General features: G+C 61.2%; 18 protein-coding genes and 5 pseudogenes. 12 read left to right on the top strand and 11 right to left on the bottom strand.

Annotated elements, in window-relative coordinates; genetic code table 11:
• Position 1: 1 nt before the first annotated feature.
• Both paaG and paaF read right to left on the bottom strand, forming a co-directional pair.
• Entirely contained in the window at positions 2 to 793 is a 792-nt protein-coding gene (paaG, locus tag FQ664_RS15940; protein WP_144173172.1) for a 2-(1,2-epoxy-1,2-dihydrophenyl)acetyl-CoA isomerase PaaG, read from the bottom strand.
• A 34-nt stretch (positions 794 to 827) separates the two neighbouring features.
• Complete coding sequence (paaF, locus tag FQ664_RS15935) at positions 828 to 1,601, bottom strand: 2,3-dehydroadipyl-CoA hydratase PaaF (protein WP_144173170.1); 774 nt, start codon at positions 1,599 to 1,601, stop codon at positions 828 to 830.
• A 353-nt stretch (positions 1,602 to 1,954) separates the two neighbouring features.
• On the opposite strand from paaF, the gene paaY reads away from it, so the two are divergent.
• The 7 genes from paaY (at position 1,955) to yidD (ending at position 7,778) form a co-directional block, all read left to right on the top strand.
• A complete protein-coding gene (gene paaY / locus FQ664_RS15930) occupies positions 1,955 to 2,554 on the top strand; it encodes a phenylacetic acid degradation protein PaaY (RefSeq protein WP_144173168.1) in 600 nt (199 codons plus the stop codon).
• Between the two features lie 77 nt (positions 2,555 to 2,631).
• Positions 2,632 to 3,555 (top strand): phenylacetic acid degradation operon negative regulatory protein PaaX, encoded by a 924-nt coding sequence (paaX, locus tag FQ664_RS15925; RefSeq protein ID WP_178091002.1) that lies wholly within the window; start codon positions 2,632 to 2,634, stop codon positions 3,553 to 3,555.
• Between the two features lie 219 nt (positions 3,556 to 3,774).
• Entirely contained in the window at positions 3,775 to 4,833 is a 1,059-nt protein-coding gene (gene qhpR, locus FQ664_RS15920; RefSeq protein WP_144173164.1) for an AraC-like transcriptional regulator QhpR, read from the top strand.
• A gap of 156 nt (positions 4,834 to 4,989) precedes the next feature.
• Positions 4,990 to 6,336, top strand: a complete 1,347-nt coding sequence (locus FQ664_RS15915; protein ID WP_144173162.1) for an MFS transporter — start codon at positions 4,990 to 4,992, stop codon at positions 6,334 to 6,336.
• Between the two features lie 72 nt (positions 6,337 to 6,408).
• Entirely contained in the window at positions 6,409 to 7,062 is a 654-nt protein-coding gene (locus FQ664_RS15910) for an HAD family hydrolase (protein WP_144173160.1), read from the top strand.
• 270 nt (positions 7,063 to 7,332) lie between these two features.
• Positions 7,333 to 7,575, top strand: a complete 243-nt coding sequence (locus tag FQ664_RS15905; protein WP_028688855.1) for a hypothetical protein — start codon at positions 7,333 to 7,335, stop codon at positions 7,573 to 7,575.
• Positions 7,572 to 7,778: a membrane protein insertion efficiency factor YidD gene (yidD, locus tag FQ664_RS15900; protein WP_218570410.1), complete on the top strand. Its 207-nt coding sequence runs from the start codon at positions 7,572 to 7,574 to the stop codon at positions 7,776 to 7,778. Before FQ664_RS15905 ends, yidD begins: the two co-directional genes overlap by 4 nt.
• A 173-nt stretch (positions 7,779 to 7,951) precedes the next feature.
• Here yidD and FQ664_RS15895 read toward each other — a convergent pair.
• From FQ664_RS15895 to arfB, 3 genes and pseudogenes are all read right to left on the bottom strand, one after another.
• Positions 7,952 to 8,262 (bottom strand): annotated as a pseudogene (locus tag FQ664_RS15895) (transposase); the annotation flags it as partial.
• A gap of 61 nt (positions 8,263 to 8,323) precedes the next feature.
• A pseudogene (locus tag FQ664_RS15890) lies at positions 8,324 to 8,567 on the bottom strand (LysR family transcriptional regulator); the annotation flags it as partial.
• Positions 8,568 to 8,802: 235 nt separating this feature from the next.
• The gene (gene arfB, locus FQ664_RS15885; protein ID WP_144173158.1) at positions 8,803 to 9,216 is read right to left on the bottom strand and encodes an alternative ribosome rescue aminoacyl-tRNA hydrolase ArfB; all 414 of its coding nucleotides are present in this window, start codon (positions 9,214 to 9,216) and stop codon (positions 8,803 to 8,805) included.
• 167 nt (positions 9,217 to 9,383) lie between these two features.
• Between arfB and FQ664_RS15880 the strand changes: the two genes are divergently transcribed.
• The gene (locus FQ664_RS15880) at positions 9,384 to 9,956 is read left to right on the top strand and encodes a bifunctional pyr operon transcriptional regulator/uracil phosphoribosyltransferase PyrR (protein WP_144173156.1); all 573 of its coding nucleotides are present in this window, start codon (positions 9,384 to 9,386) and stop codon (positions 9,954 to 9,956) included.
• A gap of 1 nt (position 9,957) precedes the next feature.
• On the opposite strand, the gene FQ664_RS15875 is transcribed toward FQ664_RS15880, so the two are convergent.
• Positions 9,958 to 10,848, bottom strand: coding sequence for a universal stress protein (locus FQ664_RS15875; RefSeq protein ID WP_144173154.1), 891 nt, complete (start codon positions 10,846 to 10,848; stop codon positions 9,958 to 9,960).
• Between the two features lie 105 nt (positions 10,849 to 10,953).
• Here FQ664_RS15875 and FQ664_RS15870 point away from each other — a divergent pair.
• Positions 10,954 to 11,052, top strand: a pseudogene (locus tag FQ664_RS15870) (universal stress protein); the annotation flags it as partial.
• Positions 11,053 to 11,107: 55 nt separating this feature from the next.
• Here FQ664_RS15870 and FQ664_RS15865 read toward each other — a convergent pair.
• On the bottom strand, positions 11,108 to 11,599 hold the full coding sequence (locus tag FQ664_RS15865; RefSeq protein WP_256675982.1) for a BCAM0308 family protein: 492 nt from the start codon (positions 11,597 to 11,599) through the stop codon (positions 11,108 to 11,110).
• A 155-nt stretch (positions 11,600 to 11,754) separates the two neighbouring features.
• Here FQ664_RS15865 and FQ664_RS15860 point away from each other — a divergent pair, with 155 nt between their 5' ends.
• Positions 11,755 to 12,714, top strand: coding sequence for a ribose-phosphate diphosphokinase (locus FQ664_RS15860; protein ID WP_144173152.1), 960 nt, complete (start codon positions 11,755 to 11,757; stop codon positions 12,712 to 12,714).
• A 15-nt stretch (positions 12,715 to 12,729) separates the two neighbouring features.
• Here the strand turns inward: FQ664_RS15860 and FQ664_RS27890 are convergent.
• The 4 genes and pseudogenes from FQ664_RS27890 to FQ664_RS15840 all read right to left on the bottom strand — a co-directional run.
• Positions 12,730 to 12,849: pseudogene (locus tag FQ664_RS27890) on the bottom strand (universal stress protein); the annotation flags it as partial.
• Between the two features lie 250 nt (positions 12,850 to 13,099).
• Positions 13,100 to 15,382, bottom strand: a complete 2,283-nt coding sequence (locus FQ664_RS15850) for a heavy metal translocating P-type ATPase (RefSeq protein ID WP_144173151.1) — start codon at positions 15,380 to 15,382, stop codon at positions 13,100 to 13,102.
• A 5-nt stretch (positions 15,383 to 15,387) separates the two neighbouring features.
• Positions 15,388 to 15,642 (bottom strand): hypothetical protein, encoded by a 255-nt coding sequence (locus tag FQ664_RS15845; protein ID WP_144173490.1) that lies wholly within the window; start codon positions 15,640 to 15,642, stop codon positions 15,388 to 15,390.
• Between the two features lie 174 nt (positions 15,643 to 15,816).
• Complete coding sequence (locus FQ664_RS15840; RefSeq protein WP_144173150.1) at positions 15,817 to 16,377, bottom strand: Hsp20/alpha crystallin family protein; 561 nt, start codon at positions 16,375 to 16,377, stop codon at positions 15,817 to 15,819.
• Positions 16,378 to 16,563: 186 nt separating this feature from the next.
• Here FQ664_RS15840 and FQ664_RS15835 point away from each other — a divergent pair, with 186 nt between their 5' ends.
• Both FQ664_RS15835 and FQ664_RS27885 read left to right on the top strand, forming a co-directional pair.
• Positions 16,564 to 17,133 (top strand): GNAT family N-acetyltransferase, encoded by a 570-nt coding sequence (locus FQ664_RS15835; RefSeq protein ID WP_144173149.1) that lies wholly within the window; start codon positions 16,564 to 16,566, stop codon positions 17,131 to 17,133.
• A gap of 143 nt (positions 17,134 to 17,276) precedes the next feature.
• Positions 17,277 to 17,531 (top strand): annotated as a pseudogene (locus tag FQ664_RS27885) (erythromycin esterase family protein); the annotation flags it as partial.
• Positions 17,532 to 17,537: the final 6 nt, after the last annotated feature.

The raw sequence follows: 17,537 nt of genomic DNA, 5'->3' as shown, positions 1-17,537 counted from the left end.
ATCAACGCCCCTTGAATGCCGGCGTGCGCTTGTTCATGAAGGCACTCACGCCTTCGCGGTAGTCCTCGCTGCGACCGGCCAGACGCTGCAGGTCACGCTCCAGTTCCAGCTGCTGATCGAAACCGTTGTCGAAACTGGCGTTGAGGCTGCGCTTGATCAGGGCCAGGCCATAAGTGGGCTGAGTGGCCAGCTGGCGGGCGAGGGTGAGGGCCTCGTCGCGCAGTGCGGCATCGTCCACCACGCGGTGGATCAACCCCCATTGCTGGGCCTGTTCGGCGCCCAGGCGCTCGCCCAGCATAGCCAGGGCCTTGGCCCGCGCCATGCCGACCAGACGCGGCAGCAGCCAGGTACCACCGGAGTCCGGTACCAGGCCGATCTTGCAGAAGGCCTGGATGAAGCTGGCCGAGCGGGCAGCCAGCACCAGGTCGCAGGCTAGCGGGATGTTGGCACCGGCGCCGGCAGCCACGCCGTTGACCGCGCAGATCACCGGCAGCGGCAGGTCGCGCAGGGTGCGCACCAGCGGGTTGTAGAACTTGTCGATCGATTCGCCCAGGTCCGGCATCTCGGCGCCCGGTGCGACGTTGCGATCGGACAGGTCCTGGCCGGCGCAGAAACCACGGCCTTCGCCGGTCAGCAACAGCACCCGCGCTTCGCTGCTCTGGCGCACTTGCTTGAGCGCCTCGCGCACTTCCAGGTGCATGGCGGTATTGAAGCTGTTCAGCTGTTCTGGGCGATTCAACGAGAGGAGGGCAACGCCGTCCTCGATGGAAAACAGGATGTGCTGGAAAGGCATGACAGACTCGCTCCGTCAGTCGAGGGAAAGATGATCAGCGGCCCTGGAAACGGGCCTGGCGTTTTTCCTGGAAGGCACGGATGCCCTCGTCGCGGTCGGCGGTGCCGGCCAGCAAGGTGAAGGCATGGCGTTCGAAGCGCAGGCCACTGGCCAGGTCGGTATCGCCGGCCCTGAGCAGTGCTTCCTTGGCCAGGCGCACTGCCAGCGGAGCCTTGGCGGCAATGCTGCGGGCGATGTGCAGGGCGCGTTCTACGGTGAGTTCAGGCTGGGTGATCTCGCTGACCAGGCCGGCCTGCAAGGCGTGACGAGCGGTGATGGCTTCGCCGGACAGCACCATTTGCATGGCCAGCGGCTTGCCTACGGCCCGCAGCAGGCGCTGGGTGCCACCGGCGCCGGGGATGATGCCGAGGTTGATTTCCGGCTGGCCGAAACGGGCGTCGCTGCCGGCAATGACGATGTCGGCGCACATCACCAGTTCGCAGCCGCCACCCAGGGCGTAGCCGTTGACGGCGGCGATCAGCGGCTTGGCGAAGGCGGCGATGCTTTGCCAGTGGGCGACCCGGGGGTCGTTGAGGATGCCGACCAGGTCGCGCTCGGCCATCTCGCGGATATCGGCGCCTGCGGCGAATGCCTTGCGGCTGCCGGTGATGACCACCGCGCGGGCCTGCTCGTCTTGCCCGGCCGCTTCCAGTGCAGCGGCCAGCTCTGCCAGTAACCCGGTGCACAGGGCGTTGAGTGCCTCGGGCCGTTGCAGGGTAATGAGCTGGACACCGTGTTCGGGCGCCCGCACATCGAGATATCGCGGCATGTCGGTTTCCTCTGGCTGCACGCACGGCACATCGTGGGGCCGGCATTTCTTGGAATTGTTTGCAGGGGCGTGATGCTGGATCACGTCCAGGTGGAACCAGTATATGCATTATGTGATACATGATTGCAACATTGAAAATTGTATAATGTATCCCTTTTTTGTTATTGGCACCTTATGCAGAATGGCTTTTCCTTAAGATTAATCGCTTCTTCAATAGCATTTTGGCGAATTTAGATGAATTTACACGAGCGCCTTGGCACCTTCAAAAGCGATACACGAGCCTGGCAATTGACGCTCAATTACTTTGTGATACAAGATCGATGTGCATTTCAAATCATTTCAGGAGCTTTGCCATGCCTTGCTATCGACTGGACGGCCTGACGCCCGTGGTTCACCCGACTGCCTACGTGCACCCCAGTGCCGTGCTGATCGGTGATGTCATCGTCGGCCCTCGTTGCTACGTCGGCCCACTGGCATCGCTACGGGGCGACTTCGGCCGTATCGTGCTGGAGGAGGGTGCCAACCTGCAGGACACCTGCGTGATGCATGGTTTCCCGGGGGGCGATACGGTTGTCGAGCGCAACGGGCATGTCGGGCATGGTGCCGTGCTGCACGGCTGCCGGGTGGGCGAAGACGCCTTGATCGGCATGAACGCGGTGGTGATGGATGGTGCTCATGTGGCGCCACGCTGCATCGTCGCAGCCACGGCATTCGTCAAGGCGGGCTTCGAATGTGCGGCGCAAAGCCTGGTGATGGGTTCGCCAGCCCAGGTCAGGCGCCCGCTGACCGAACAGGAACTGGCCTGGAAGCAACGCGGCACGGCGGAGTACCAGCACCTGGCGCAACGCTGCATGAACAGCATGGTCGAATGCCCGCCATTGGCCGAGGTCGAGCCCCAGCGCCCACGCATGGAAGACACCGGCGTCAGGCCCAAAGGCCAGGCATCGGCATGAGCCTGGCAGCGTCACGCAATGGCCAGGCGGCCCGCCGCGCAGGTATAGTCGGTGCTTTATCCGCGCACAGTTCGCCCATGAGCAATCTCGCCCCACTGAACAACCTGATCACCCGTTTTCAGGAACAGACGCCAATCCGCGCCAGTTCGCTGATCATCACCTTGTACGGCGACGCCATCGAGCCCCACGGCGGAACCGTCTGGCTGGGTAGCCTGATCAACCTGCTGGAGCCGATCGGTATCAACGAGCGCCTGATCCGCACGTCGATCTTCCGTCTTACCAAGGAAGGCTGGCTCACTGCCGAAAAGGTTGGCCGGCGCAGCTACTACAGCCTGACAGGTACGGGCCGGCGGCGGTTCGAGAAAGCCTTCAAACGGGTCTATAGCCCTAGCCAGCCAGCCTGGGACGGCGCCTGGACGCTGGTGTTGCTCTCGCAACTGGAGGCCGGCAAGCGCAAGGTTTTGCGTGAGGAGCTGGAGTGGCAGGGGTTTGGTGCCATGGCGCCGAACCTGCTGGGCTGCCCACGGGCAGACCGCGCCGACCTGGCCGCTACCTTGCGTGACCTGGAGGCCAGCGACGACAGCATCGTCTTCGAAACCCATACCCAGGAGGTGCTCGCCTCCAAGGCCATGCGCGCCCAGGTGCGGGAAAGCTGGCGTATCGACGAACTGGGGCAGCAGTACAGCGAGTTCATCCAGTTGTTCAGGCCGCTATGGCAAGGTTTGAAAGAGCAGCAACAGCTCGATGCCCAGGATTGCTTCCTGGCACGCACGCTGCTGATTCACGAATACCGCCGGCTGCTGCTGCGCGATCCGCAGCTACCAGACGAGCTGCTGCCTGGGGACTGGGAGGGCAGGGCTGCGCGACAGTTGTGCCGTAACCTCTATCGCCTGGTGTTTGCCAAGGCGGAAGAATGGCTGAATACCGCGCTGGAGACGGCTGATGGGCCTTTGCCGGATGTGAATGAAGGCTTCTACAGGCGTTTTGGCGGGCTTGTTTGAAGAATAAAAGCATGAGAGCTCGCCAATAGGTCTAGACCAGTGCCATGCAGGACGTGACTGTTCTGGCGTCCTCTGCAGTCGCGGGGCTGATTGTTACGCGATGTTACCCATTACCCCAGTTCCATTGCCGCGTTCTGGCTGCAAAGCGCCTTTTTGAGGGAAGAAGGCAGGGCATGCTGTTTGCATTGCTCAGACCCCGAACCTCAACTGGAATAGACCATGAGTTCTCCACTGCACTGCTGCACCGTCTCACCAGTCGCGGGCAACCTCGGCGTCCTGGCGGCTGCTGCCAGTGGGCTGGAGGGGTTCGTCACAGGTGTCGGAGGCGATATTGACCTGATACTGGGGCGCGCCGGGGTCAATCCCGAAATTCTGCGACAACCCACGCTCAGCTTGCCGCTCACCAATTACTGTCAGGTGCTGGAAGAGGCGGCCCGTCAGTCGCACTGCGATAACTTCGGTTTGCACTACGGTCTGCAGTTTCAGCCCCAAGCCCTTGGGCTGCTGGGCTATGTCGGGTTGTTTTCCAATATGCTGGAGGAGGCCCTGCGCAATTTCGCGGCGGCGTTTCCTTACCACCAGCACGATACCTTGATCCGGCTGGTCGACTGCGGCGAGTGCTATCGCTTCGATTACCAAGTTCGGCACAGCGCCATCCTGGAGCGTCGACAGGATGCCGAACTGACCATGGGCATGGCGCTCAACCTGATACGCCACGTGCTGGGCAAGGACTGGGCACCGTTCGCGGTCAGCTTCGAGCATGCTCGCCCACAGGACTGGCAAGTGCATCAGCAGGCGTTCGGCGCGCCTGTCTATTTTGGTCGCGGTTGCAACTCGATGCTCGTCCCCAAGGCTGATCTCAAAGACCAGTGGATGCCTGAGCGCGATGCCAATTTGCTGTTTCTGGTCCAGGACGTGCTCCAGCGCCTGGGCGCGCTCGATCAGCGGCGCAACCTGTTGGATGAGGCGGACGCTCAGGTGCGCCTTGCCCTGAGCTGCGGAGAGCCTTGCCTGGAGAGGATCGCGCAGGCGCTGGAGCTCAGTTCGGCCGGGTTGCAGCGCCACCTGCGCGAGGCAGGCTTGAGCTTCAGCCTGCTGGTCGAAAGGGTCCGCCGGGAACTGGCGGTGCACTACCTGCGACAGCCCAAACGGCCGGTGTCTGACCTGGCGGAGTTGCTCGGCTACTCCGAGACCAGTGCGTTCTCCCGTGCGTTTCGCCGCTGGTTTGGCGTTAGCCCACGGCAGTGGCGTAGTGAAGACTGCCGGAAGGAAAATTGACTTTGCACGTTGAACACGCCCGTGCAGGGTCAAGTATTGGTCTAGACCAAGATATAAGATCAAGTTCGCAAGCTCCGGATACCTACCGGCAGGCGCCTTGATCGAGCAGAGCAGGGGGCCAGACCTACGTCGCGGTAATCAACAGAGGACAACAACATGTACAAGAGTCCTGAGAACGCCCGCCATGACTGGAAATCCCTTCAACACTGGCGCGTTCAGATATTCATCATCACGTGGCTGGCCTATGCCGCGTTCTATTTCACCCGCAAGGCCTTTTCGGTTGCCAAGCTGGGAATCGCCGAAGACCCCAGCTTTATGCTCGACAAAGCGGCCATGGCCAACCTCGACGCGCTGTATCTGGCCGCCTACGCCGTAGGCCAGTTCGCATGGGGTGTCTTCGCTGACCGTTACGGTACCCGCGTCGTCGTGCTTGGCGGGCTCGTGGTGTCGGCCCTGGCCGCACTGACCATGGGCACTTTCGCGACTTTACCGATCTTCGCCAGCTGCATGGTGATTCAGGGGTTGGCACAATCCACGGGCTGGTCTGGGCTGTGCAAGAACATCGGCTGCTTCTTCGCCACCCGTGAGCGCGGCCGCGTGCTGGGCTACTGGAGCACCTGCTACGCGTTCGGCGGCTTGGTCGCAACGCCGTTCGCCGGGTGGTGGGCGTACCATATCTCCCATGACTGGCGCATGGCTTTCATAGCCTCGGCGGGCGTCGTGCTCGTGGTTGCCGTGCTGTTCTTCCTGTTGCAACGCAATCGCCCGCAGGATGTAGGATTGCCTGCCGTCGAAGACGAGGGCCAGTCGGCCGGGCGAACCGACGCTCCCCGGGAGAACTACCGGGCGGCGCTACGCAAGGTGCTCGCCAACCGCACGGTCGTGGTGCTGGGGATAGCGTATTTCCTGCTCAAGCCTGCTCGCTATGCAATCCTGATGTGGGGGCCGGTGATCGTCTACGAGCGCATGCCGAGTATCGGCAAAGTGGCTTCGGCCATTGTCCCGTCTGCGTTCGAAGTCGCGGGGTTGGTCGGCCCGATTCTAATCGGCATCGCCTCCGACAAACTGTTTGGCGCTCGACGCATGCCGGCCTGCGTGATCAGCCTGATGGCGCTGACCCTGTGGCTGATACTGTTCGTGCCGACAATGCAAAGCGGCAACATCTATCTGGTGGTCGGCTTGCTGTTCATGATGGGTATCACGTTGTATGGCCCTGACTCGATGATCAGCGGCGCTGCCGCCATTGATTTCGGCACCAGCGAGTCCGCGGGCACCGCCACAGGCTTCGTCAACGGGTGCGGCTCGGTGGGGGCGATCCTCGGTGGGCTGCTGCCTGGCTACTTCGACACCATCACTGTGTTCTTCGTCTTCACCGGCGCTGCGTTGCTCGCCAGCTTGCTGCTGGTACCGTTCTGGAACAGCCGCCCAGCAAGTCAGGCGACTATCAGCGACCTCGAGACGACGTCTGGCGGTGTCGCGACATCCACGCAAACCACACGCTGATCCCACTGTCATTTCACCCGGCGAAGGCTGAAAAGGCCGTCGCCCCTCGACTTTGTACCCTGGAGGTGGCCGATGGCCCTCGCACTGTTTGATCTGGACGACACCCTTATCGATGGCGACTGTGCCAGCCTGTGGAGCAGCCATATGGCAGCGCTCGGCTGGGTCGATGGGCCGAGCTTCATCGAGCGCGACCGCGAACTCATGGCGCTCTATGCGCAAGGCAAGTTGGCCATGGAGGCGTACATGACCTTCAGCCTCTCGCCCTTGGTGGGCCGCACGATAGAGGAGGTGGCCCGGGCGGTGGCTCCCTTCGTGGAAGATGTCATCGCCCCGCGCATCCATGAAGACGCCATTGCCTGCCTGGCGCGACATCGCGAAGAGGGTGACCGCCTGCTGATCATTTCAGCGTCTGCGCACTTCTTGGTGAGCCGTATCGCCAAGCAACTGGGCGTAGAAGAAGTTCTGGCGATTGACCTTGAACACCAGCAGGGCGCCTATACCGGCAGTACCAGCGGGATCTTGACCTACCGGGAGGGCAAGGTGGCGCGGCTCCACAGCTGGCTGCAAGACCAGGGCGAGGGGTTGGACGGTGCCTACTTCTACTCGGATTCGCGCAATGACCTGCCGTTGCTTTCGCTGGTCGCCAAACCGCATACAGTCAATCCTGATCCAGTGCTGCGGGCGCATGCTGACGCGGCGGGATGGCCGGTTCTGCGGTGGCATTGATAGTTGTCAAGAGGGTATTCTATATAACTCAACAAAATGAACATTTAGCGTAGTTATTTCTTTTGGCTATATTGTGAGAGTAGGGTAGCTCAGCTGGAAAGTTGGGGATATATCACCCACACATGCTTTGTGTCATTCGTGGATGCTCTTTGAGTCCCCATGAATACAGGGGTTTGAGTGGTAGCTGTCTCATCGCTACTATTGGGGTCATTTTGCCGGCCGTCCAGGCTGACAAAGTATCAATCAAGCCTCTGATGCAAGGAAGATGCTATGTACGTATACAAGATGGTCCAGGTTCCACCGAACATTGAGGTTCAGGCAAGCAAGCATCGTGGCAATGAAGCTGCGGTCTACCTGGAAAAGGTCGTCAACGAGTATGCCGCTCAGGGCTGGGAGTTCTATCGGATCGACTCAATCGGCGTGTCTGTGAAAGCGGGCTGCTTTGATGCGTTGACTGGCAAAAAAGATTCGATGGCTAATTACTACGTCATTTCTTTCCGTAAGCCACGGTGATCGTCGGGCTATCCGTTGGTGTCATTCGTTTTTATCAGCGAGTGGCACCTAATCGTCTCAGAAACGCTTACAGGTTTGAGCCCAGCTGCTCGAATTACGCATTGCTGGCCATCGAGAAGCACGGTGCAGTGCGCGGTTGGAAAATGGCTCTGAACCGTATTCATCGATGCCGATTCCCCAATGGTGGTGAAGACTACCCATGATGGCTTGCCATTCTGGTCATTGGGTTCACCAGGTCAAAGCGAGGGCTTTGGCCTGGCTTAAAATCTGCTCACCCACGGCCCCGGTAGCTCCATACGAAGAAGCGCATAATGTGCATTATGTTAAATTACGTATCTGTAAGTGCCCGCCCATATGTCACCAGCCCCCCCCGAAAATCAGTCGAGTGCTTCTTGATGAAGGCGTACTTCAGCCGCACTCCTTGGCAAAGTACGCGGCGGCCTTCTTTAAGATGTCTCGCTCTTCAGTCACGCGCTTGAGTTCGGCGCGTAGCTTGCGCAGTTCGGCCTGCTGATCGTCATCTGGCTGACGCTGCTCTTGGGGCTTGCTGTAGACCTTGATCCAGGCGTAGAGGCTGTGCACGGACATGCCCAGGCGCTGGGCGACATCGGCGACAGGCTTGCCTTTCTCGGTCACTTGCTTGACCGCTTCGATCTTGAATTCTTCGGGGTAACGCTGACGACTCATGGCACCTCCTATTTGGGCCTCATTATGAGGCTTGGAGGTGTCTACGAAACCAAGGGCGATTCAGGATGCGTCGAGCGTGGTGTAACAGCGTCTCACCAGCCGCAGTGAGATCCATACCTTTGGCTGTGCGGGAAGTAAAGTGGAACACCCAGTGCCTCCTCCAGCTCCATCAAACGCTTACTAGCGGCAGATACCGCAATAGCCTCCCTCGCAGATGCACGCGTCAGCGTGCCTTCTTCGTGTACAGCTACAAAGAGCTGTAAGGTGATCAAGTCTAAACGCCGGATCAGCTGCTTATGAAGCATCAGGTTCCCCACACTGGATTGCCAAAAACACCGTCCTTAATCTCAACCAATTGGCACATAAGGTGGCGGCCTACTGCGCTATGGTAGCGTTTCTAAACCGCCGCTGAGGACGATAAGGCGACGTACGCCCCCTCAACCCGCCTCCTCATTTAGAAAAAGGCCTCCAGGCGTACCTGCCACCTGGGGCTTCCGAGTGGTCTCGCGCTTGAGCACATACGCCTCTTCTGCCTCATCTCTAGAACTCCACCTTTCCCCGACCCGCCTTGACAGTGCTCCGCCTGGCTTTTCCTTCGAGGCGGCGGGTCTTCGAGCCAAGGGTCGGCTTGGTGGGGCGGCGTTTCTTCTCGATCTTGCCCGCAGCGATGATCAACTCGGCAAGACGCGCCAGAGCGTCAGCACGGTTCTGCTCCTGGGTGCGGTATTGCTGGCCCTTGATGATCAACACACCGTCGCCGGTGATGCGACTGTCACGCAACGCCAACAGCCGCTCCTTGTAGAACTCGGGCAACGATGAGGCCGGGATGTCGAAGCGCAGGTGCACAGCGCTGGACACCTTGTTGACATTCTGCCCACCCGCGCCTTGCGCGCGGACGTAAGTTAGTTCGATTTCGGCATCTGGCAGATGCACGTTATTGGAGATGGTCAGCATGACATGGCCCTTGTAATTGCCCCCATTATCACAGCCTCCGCCGCTCTCCCCTAGAACAACACATAATTCTTTGAATCGACAATGACCCGTGCTTGGCATTTATCAAGTCGCGCTGGCGGCGGCGGCGTAGATTATCAATGACCATTGGCCGGCCACGGAAAAGAATCATGATCCCCTCCTCCCCCTCACGCGCTCGCCTGTATGACGAACAAGACCTTAATAGCGTGCTGCGTACCATGGCGCATCAGGCTCTGGCATTCATGCCTACGCAGCCCATGGTACTGGTGGGCATTCAACGCCGTGGGGAGCCTTTGGCGCGTCGCCTGCAACTGCACTTGCAGCAACTGACCGGGGCCGCGCCACTGCCGCTCTACCCGATCAAGGTCAAGCGCTACGCCGACGACCTCAGCATCCTGCATGCCCATACGCAGCTCACCGAGAACCCTGAGTTGGCCAACCTGAATCTGGCCGACACCACTTTGCTGGTGGTCGATGACGTGCTGTACGAAGGGCACTCCCTGCTGCGCACCTGCGCTTATCTGGCTGAGCTTGGCGCGCGGCAGGTACTCAGTGCGGTGCTCGTTGACCGCCATGTCTGCCACCAACCCGTGCATGCGCATATCGTGGGTATACACCTGCAGGTCGCCGAGCAGGACATCGTCGAGTGTCATGTGCCGCCTTTCGAAGCAGATTTCAGCGTGGAAGTGATTCGCCATGGCCGAGCCGGCGATATCGCCTGAATCAGCCTGCGGACGCGGGCCTGACCGTCAGAATGCTGCACGGCGCATGATTGACGAGCCGTTCGGTGGTATCGCCGATCAGCTTGGCCCAGCGTCTAGGCTGCACCACGCCGACCACCACCACATCCATCTTCAGCGTGGCGACGAAGGATTGGATAACGCGCAGCGGCGCACCTTCGATGAAGTAGCGCTGCGTATAGGGAATGCCATGGATATCGGCCAGTTCATAGAACGGTACCTGGAGCGACTCGCGCACTTGCTCCGCCCATGGCGCGGCAAGGTCGGGATTGGCCAGCATAGCCATGGGCAAGTCGTAGACCGACAGCAGATGGAGCTGCCCGTTGCATGCGCTCGCCAGTTGCCGACCCGCCTCCACTAGCGCGTGGTTCAGCGCTTGCTGCGCAAGGTCCACCTTGGCCACATCCACGGCGACCAGAATGTTCGCGGGCATGGCCGGGGCATCGGCAGGCACGAACTGCAACGGCACCTGGCTCGTGTACAGCAACACATGGTCAACCGAGGACTTGTCGATCATGCCAAGTACCGGACTGGCGGGAAGCCCCTTGATCACCAAGTCTGGCCCAAAGCGTGCGATACACGCTGGTACGAGGTCACGCGCCGTTGCGGTTTCCAACACCTCGAAGGTGGTATGCAACCCTGTGGGCGCCTGTTCATCGAGCAATGCCTTGAGCCCGGCACTGAAATGCGCAAACGCGGCTGACGGTTGTGAAGCTTGCTGCGCTTGATCGGGCTGGCCACCTTCGGCGGGCGTATGGATGCCCAGTACGTGCAACGAGGCACCTGACGCTTGAGCCAATGCCATGGCCCGACGCAGCGCGGCATGGGCCTGGACCTTGGTCATGACCAGAAGAATTCGGCGGAACAGGCTCATCAGCCACCTCCTGACGCGCATATGGGGCGCCGCACCGCTGCCATTATCGAAGCTGACGTTCAACCAATCTTGATAAATATCAAGGCCATCGAGCCCCACTGCTGCGGCACGCTCTACCACGAGGGGGTGAGCAAGGTCGTCGGCAGTACTACCGAGCAAACCCTGTACAAGGTTCACTCCAGCATTGTGGCGATCCACGGTTGAACGATCGCCCGCCTGGTTTCACGTCTTCCCTGTCGTGAAACCAGGCGACATCACCTCAGTCACGATGCCAATCGACACTCAAGTACACTTCGCTGTCGCTATAGCGGTAGCTGCACGTACCGTCATAGGCGGCCTCAAGCTCGTGACCGATGCGGTTGGCCAGGTGGGTGCCGGTGGTGGTTACCACCAGTTGGTCCAGCTGACAGTCGATGGCGATCAAGCGCTCAAGGACATGCGTCTGCCTTTCCTGTTGCTCAACGTTACGCATGAGCTGGAGAATCTCTTCTTCATGTGTTGCCAGAAAACGGCCCGACACCCGGACTTGTCCGGCAGCGGCACGGTCCTCGATACGTCGGCATGCCGGGCAGACGATCGACTCCACCGGCCCAGACCCCGTCGCCCCATGGGCGTGCCACTCTCCTCCATGGTAGGCAGCGCCACATTGCGGACAACGCGCACAGCCAGCAGGACGATGCGGCGTGGCATAGGGGTCGAACGGATGTGGCTTGAACAGTTTGTCCTTGTGGCTTTTCTGGTATTTGTCCATGGGCGTACTCTCCGTGCAGGGTATTGGGGGCGCAGGCCTTGGCATGCTGTGACCTACCCAGTGTCCGCCCGCTGGCTATGCTCGATTTGATAATCATCAAACCGCGCAGTTGCATGCAGCTTATGTTGCTGTGAAAGACCTCTGGAGCGCAGGGCATGAATGACACACCGCCGTTACTGTTCGCTTTGCAAGGCAGCCAGGCCTATGGGAATGCCGTGGCGCAACGCCTGGGCTGGAAGCTGTCGGCACATCAAGAGCGCGACTACGAGGACGGAGAGCACAAGTGCTGGCCTGGCGAATCGGTCGACGGTCGATCGGTCATCGTCTTCCACTCGCTTTATGGTGACGCGCACCACAGCGCGCACGACAAGCTATGCCGGTTGCTGTTCTTCTGTGGCGCGCTCAAGGATGCCGGCGCCAGTCAGGTGACGGCTGTCACGCCCTACCTATGTTATGGCCGCAAAGACCGCAAGGTGGAGTTTCAGGACGCTACCATTACCCGCCATGTAGCTCGCCTGATGGAAAGCTGCGGCGTGGACCGCGTGGTTGCGTTGGACGTACACAACCCCAGCGCCTTCGACAACGCCTACCGCATCCCGAGCTGGAACCTGCAATGCACCCAGCTATTCGCCCAACACCTGGCCCCGCTACTCGGTGAGCAGGCGGTCACGGTCGTGTCGCCGGATATCGGTGGCATCAAACGCGCCGAGCAGTTTCGCCAGGTCCTGGCGCACCTGCTGGCGCGCCCGGTCTCGGTGGCCATGATGGAAAAGCACCGTCAGCAGGCGGGCCTGAGCGGCGAACATCTGGTCGGTAACGTGGCAGGTAGCACCGTCATCGTCTTCGACGACCTGATCAGTACGGGACAGACGCTGCTACGTGCTGCCCAAGCTTGCCGGCAGGCCAGAGCCAACCGCATACTGGCCGCTGCCACCCACGGCCTGTTCACCACCGGTGGCGAGTTGTTCGACAGCGGCGCGTTCGAACGGGTACTGGTGGCCGACAGCATCGCGCCCTTTCGCCTGCCCGTGCGATGCCTGGAGCAGCTGGATATCGTCGATACCAGCGCCCTGGTCGCCGAGTTGTTTGCCAACCACCAGGGCGCTGGCGCATGACCCCGACGCATGGCCTTACACCGCCGGGATATTGCAGGGCATCTGATACAACACAGGCTCCGTGGTGCTGCCAAACAGTCGGTCCAGCCCCCGGGCAAGCGGCCTGCCCATGACAATCACGTCCACCGGCTGGCTGCATCTCCAGGACATGTTCGTTGATAGTGGCTCATGCTAGCCTCCGACGATCGGTTCGCCTGATCACTCAGGCGCTGGGTGGCACCACTGAGGATTTTCTCCCGCGCTGCCGAGCGGAACAGGATTTTGCTGTGGGGCATGGTATTGCCTCCCATTCAAGCCAGGGCAGAGAACAACTACTGCCAGCATCCCGCTCCACCACGTTGGGTGCTTGATTTTCATCAGCCCTGCAAGGTACTGAACGCCTCGCTCAGCGTCGATCCAGGTACCGGTACAGGGCTTCTTCCTGGTCGAAGTGCAACTTGGCCAAGGTGTCCAGGCGTATCAGCTGGTGCTGGATGTCATCAGCGCTCAGGCTCGCTGCTGCCCGGTTGAAATCCTGGCTCATGCAAGACAGAAGATGGATTAGACGGAAAATTTCCCGGTGGGTATGGCTCATCGCCGACAGTGGATCTTCGCCGGGCATGAAGCGGCTCAGCAGCGGATACAATCGACGCTCGTCATCGCGCTCATGCCGCTCCAAAAGCTCATGCAGCGCGGTGACCAGTTTGCCCAGGTCGGCCCGGGCCTGCTCGACGGGACGCTTGGCGAAGTCACAGGCCATCTGGCTCAGCTCAGTCAGCAAGCCGCCGAGTTGCCGATGTTCATCCTGCAACCGATCCAGGTCCTCGATGGCAAGCCCGCTGCGTTGCCTGGCCGTCAAAGGGCCCAGCGCACGCAAGGCGTTGACGATGATCAACAGGTCGATACCTTCCTGCACCACTGCCCCCAGCAGCGCGGGCAGGTAACCGGCGGCAGCGACCAGCATGGCCAACAATGACAGGCTCATGCCAACCCATACCCCCTGCCGGGCGATGTGCACGGCATGCCGAGCGATATCCAAGGCCTCGACCAACCGATCGAGCCGATCGACCAGCAACACCACCCCGGCCGCCTGGGCTGAGGCCGTAACGCCAGAAGCCCCCATGGCAACCCCGACATCGGCTGCCGCCAATGCCGGTGCATCGTTGATGCCATCGCCGACCATCAGCGAGGGCGCCGTGCGGCAGCCTTCCTGCACCAGGCGAATCTTGTCCTCGGGCGAGAGCCCTGAGCGAAGCTGGTCGATACCTGCCGCCAGCGCAACCATTTCCGCCGTTTCCGCGCGGTCGCCGGTGAGCATGACGACCTGGTCGATTCCACGCGCCCGCAGGCGGCGCAGTGTCTGGGGGGTTTCCCGGCGCAGGTCATCGGCCAGCCGCAGTACCGCTTTCAACTCACCGTCAACCGCCACGAAACTGCCGCTGTTGGCCAGGTAGTCCAGTTGCTGCAAGCGCGCCTGTGCCCAGCGGCCATCGTCCTTCCCGTTCTGCACATAGGCCAGTGCGCCCAAGCGCACGGCTTTGCCTTGCACGTTCCCGGCAAGCCCTTGGCCAGGGCTTTCCTGCACCTGTTGCGCAGCCGTCAGCGTCAGGTTGCGCAGGCGGGCAGCGTGAACGATGGCCTGAGCAATCGGATGGGTCGATGACTGGGCCAACGATGCGGCCAACTGCAGTATCTGCAAAGGCGCGCCCAGCCCCTTCACCTCGATCGACTGCAACTGGGCATGACCACTGGTCAAGGTACCGGTCTTGTCGAGGAACACCTGGCGGATGCCGGCCAGAGCTTCGAGCACCGAGCCGTCACGCACGAGGATGTTGCGCCGTGCAGCCCTCGAAATGCCTGAGATGATGGCAATCGGCACCGCCAGTATCAGCGGGCAAGGCGTGGCGACCACCAGCACCGCCAGCACCCGCTGCACATCGCCACTGGCCCACCACGCCAGCGCAGCAATGAGCAATGTCAGCGGGATCAACGCCAGCGCGTAGCGGTCGGCCAGGCGCACGAAGGGGGCCCGTGACTGACGTGCCGCTTCGGCCAGTCGCACGATGCCAGCGTAGGTGCTTTGCGCTGCGGTATGTGTGGCCAGCAACAGTAGTGGCGCACCTGCGTTGGTCACACCGCTGGCCACCAGCTCGCCAGCATGGCGGGTGACGGGTAATGATTCACCGGTGAGCGCAGCTTCGTCCAGGGTCGCCTGCTCAGACTGCAAGCACCCGTCCACCGGCACGATCTCACCCAGGCGCACCAGCACGCTCTGACCGGCGCGGACTTCGTCCACCGGCACCTCACGCAGGCCATCTTGCTCCTGAATCCAGGCCCGCTGGGGCGCCCGGCCGATCAGTGCGCGCAACTCGCGCTCGGCGTGACGCAGGCTGAAAGCCTCCAACGCACGGCCCGTGGCAAGCATCAGGGCGACCACGGCCCCCACCAGCATCTGCTCCAGGGCCAAGGCTGCGCCGATCGACATCAGCGCGATCAGGTCAATGCCCGCCTCACGCCTGGCCAGGCGCTGGGCCATTTCCACCGCCAGCACCACTGCCATGATCGCGCTGCCGGTGGCCCAGGTCAGCGCCGCCCAGGCCGGCTGTCGCACGGCATAGGCCAGCCCTCCGAGCAGCAAGGCCAAGACGCAGACCAGTAACAGGCTTGGGTCCAGCCATCGACGTGACATGGCGATTACTTGCGTTTGGCCTGCTGCAGCAACTGTTTGACCTGTTCCTGGGCCTGGGTCGCTCTGCGCAGCGCCTCGTTGGCGGTCTGCTCGACCAGGTCTATGCGGTAGCAGACCTGGTCGGCCCGCAGCCGGGCGGTAGCAGCGTTGTTCTCGGCCGACTCCAGGCGCGCGTCGAATTGCTCGGCGTGCCAAGGGGTACAACCCGAAGCCGATGCCAGCAGCAGGCTGGACAATCCGGCAAGCAGATAGCGTTGCATGTAGGTGCCCTCGCGCATACCCAACACCCCTCCAGTATCGGCATCGACACTCGCCGCAGCCTGACATTTATCGATCCTGCCCATCGTGCGATAGCGCGCCGGTTTTGACCGTTGTCAATCGCGTAGTACCGCTGGAGGGCGGAGCGTCCCTGCTCCTGAAATCGGTCGGGTCAATCATTTGCTGCTTTTGATGGGAATCACTTTTTCAGGGTGAATCGCTTCGGCGCGCTTAGGCAGGTGCACCAGCAGCACACCCTTGGCAAACTGGGCATTGATCTTTTCAGCGTCGACTTCACGGGGTAGCTGGAAGACCCGCTCGAAGCTGCCATAGTGCCGCTCCGACAGGTGGTATTCCTTGCGCTTTTCGTCGACCTCTTCCTGCTTCTCGCCGCGAATCACCACGTTGCCATTGACCAGCTTGATCTCGATGTCCTTGTCGTCCACACCTGGCAGTTCGGCGCTGATGCGAAACTCATCGGCCAGTTCACTGATATCCATAGCCGGCATGCCATGGCTGAACAACTCACGCCGCCAGAATGGCTCAACATCGAATGAGGTGTGGCTGAACGGCATGTGCAATGGCCGGCGCCCGAAATCGTCGAACAGGCTGTCGATCTGACGCCGCAACTGCTGGAACGGACGCCACAGGTCCGATGGCTCGGTACTTGGTGGCGAAACCTTGGTGGGCTGGGTGGCTGCGGGGGTGACAGGTACTTTCTTGGCTGCTTCGGACATGGCGACCTCCTCGAATGAGTAATGCCTCCCTTGGAGACGCCTCGATCTTGCGCTGGGGGGCAACACCGCGTTTGACCTTTATCAATCAGCGGGCTGCCGCCATCTTGACAACTATCAAGTCTGCGCAGAGCCGAGCGTCGAAACTGAACCTCCATTGTTCATTTCCGACATACGAGGATTACTGCCATGGCTCCTACAGAACCCTCCCGTCAATGCACCGCCCCCTCGTTTCCCAAACCTGCGGGCGAGCATTGGATCGAAGCCCTCGACAATGGCACCCATGTACTGATCAGGCCGCTGCAAGCCAAGGACCGGGAACGCGAAAGGGCCTTCATCGAACGGCTGTCACCGCAGTCGCGGCATTTTCGCTTCCTGTGCCAGATCAAGGAGCCTGGTGAGGCCATGCTCGACCAGTTGATGGCAATCGACCAGGACCGACAAGCCGCCTTCGTCGCCCTCGCCCATGTGGACGGTGAGCTGCAAGAGGTAGGCATTTCCCGTTACGCCGCCATTGCCGGCAAGGATGAATGCGAGTGCGCGGTCACGGTGCTCGACAGCTGGCAGCATCATGGCCTGGGCCGGCTGTTGCTCAAGCATCTGACCGATCATGCCCGAGCCAAGGGCATGCGGCAGATGTACTCGATCGACTCAGCCGCCAACCAGGCGATGCGCGACCTGGCCAAAGCGGCAGGATTCACCACCAGCACCGATCCGGATGATCCGACCCAGGTCATCCATCGCCTCAACCTGAACTGAAACGCCGTTGCGGTAGCGCCTGGGGCAGCCACCGTGCTGCCCCGCCCGCTTTTCGCCTCACGACCTCCGGCAACATCCGCTCGAGGAGGGTATCCATCATACGGTAACTCGCGGAAACTGATGGAAAAGCGCTACGGCAAGCAATACCAGGTCGACAACGCTGACATCGCCCCCTGTTGCATCAATGCGCAGAACCCTTGCCCGACCTGGATTCCCCCACCTTCGCGGCGCTGTTTGACCGCTACGCCGACGCCCGTGTGGTGATGCTGGGCGAGGTAAGCCATGGCACCAGCGCGTTCGTTCGTGCCCGTGCGGCAATTACCCGACGGCTGATCGAACAGTACGGTTTCAACATCGTGGCCGTCGAAACCGACTGGCCGGATGCCGGGCACGTCGACCCGTGT

The organism is Pseudomonas persica, from assembly GCF_900291015.1.
Classification (GTDB): Bacteria; Pseudomonadota; Gammaproteobacteria; order Pseudomonadales; family Pseudomonadaceae; genus Aquipseudomonas.
This window is presented reverse-complemented; position numbering and strand designations above follow the sequence as displayed.

Coding starts and splice junctions, on each gene's coding strand:
- paaG (WP_144173172.1), bottom strand. CDS start 793: ATGCCTTTCCAGCACATCCTGTTTTCCATCGAGGACGGCGTTGCCCTC.
- paaF (WP_144173170.1), bottom strand. CDS start 1,601: ATGCCGCGATATCTCGATGTGCGGGCGCCCGAACACGGTGTCCAGCTC.
- paaY (WP_144173168.1), top strand. CDS start 1,955: ATGCCTTGCTATCGACTGGACGGCCTGACGCCCGTGGTTCACCCGACT.
- paaX (WP_178091002.1), top strand. CDS start 2,632: ATGAGCAATCTCGCCCCACTGAACAACCTGATCACCCGTTTTCAGGAA.
- qhpR (WP_144173164.1), top strand. CDS start 3,775: ATGAGTTCTCCACTGCACTGCTGCACCGTCTCACCAGTCGCGGGCAAC.
- FQ664_RS15915 (WP_144173162.1), top strand. CDS start 4,990: ATGTACAAGAGTCCTGAGAACGCCCGCCATGACTGGAAATCCCTTCAA.
- FQ664_RS15910 (WP_144173160.1), top strand. CDS start 6,409: ATGGCCCTCGCACTGTTTGATCTGGACGACACCCTTATCGATGGCGAC.
- FQ664_RS15905 (WP_028688855.1), top strand. CDS start 7,333: ATGTACGTATACAAGATGGTCCAGGTTCCACCGAACATTGAGGTTCAG.
- arfB (WP_144173158.1), bottom strand. CDS start 9,216: ATGCTGACCATCTCCAATAACGTGCATCTGCCAGATGCCGAAATCGAA.
- FQ664_RS15880 (WP_144173156.1), top strand. CDS start 9,384: ATGATCCCCTCCTCCCCCTCACGCGCTCGCCTGTATGACGAACAAGAC.
- FQ664_RS15875 (WP_144173154.1), bottom strand. CDS start 10,848: ATGAGCCTGTTCCGCCGAATTCTTCTGGTCATGACCAAGGTCCAGGCC.
- FQ664_RS15865 (WP_256675982.1), bottom strand. CDS start 11,599: ATGGACAAATACCAGAAAAGCCACAAGGACAAACTGTTCAAGCCACAT.
- FQ664_RS15860 (WP_144173152.1), top strand. CDS start 11,755: ATGAATGACACACCGCCGTTACTGTTCGCTTTGCAAGGCAGCCAGGCC.
- FQ664_RS15850 (WP_144173151.1), bottom strand. CDS start 15,382: ATGTCACGTCGATGGCTGGACCCAAGCCTGTTACTGGTCTGCGTCTTG.
- FQ664_RS15845 (WP_144173490.1), bottom strand. CDS start 15,642: ATGCAACGCTATCTGCTTGCCGGATTGTCCAGCCTGCTGCTGGCATCG.
- FQ664_RS15840 (WP_144173150.1), bottom strand. CDS start 16,377: ATGTCCGAAGCAGCCAAGAAAGTACCTGTCACCCCCGCAGCCACCCAG.
- FQ664_RS15835 (WP_144173149.1), top strand. CDS start 16,564: ATGGCTCCTACAGAACCCTCCCGTCAATGCACCGCCCCCTCGTTTCCC.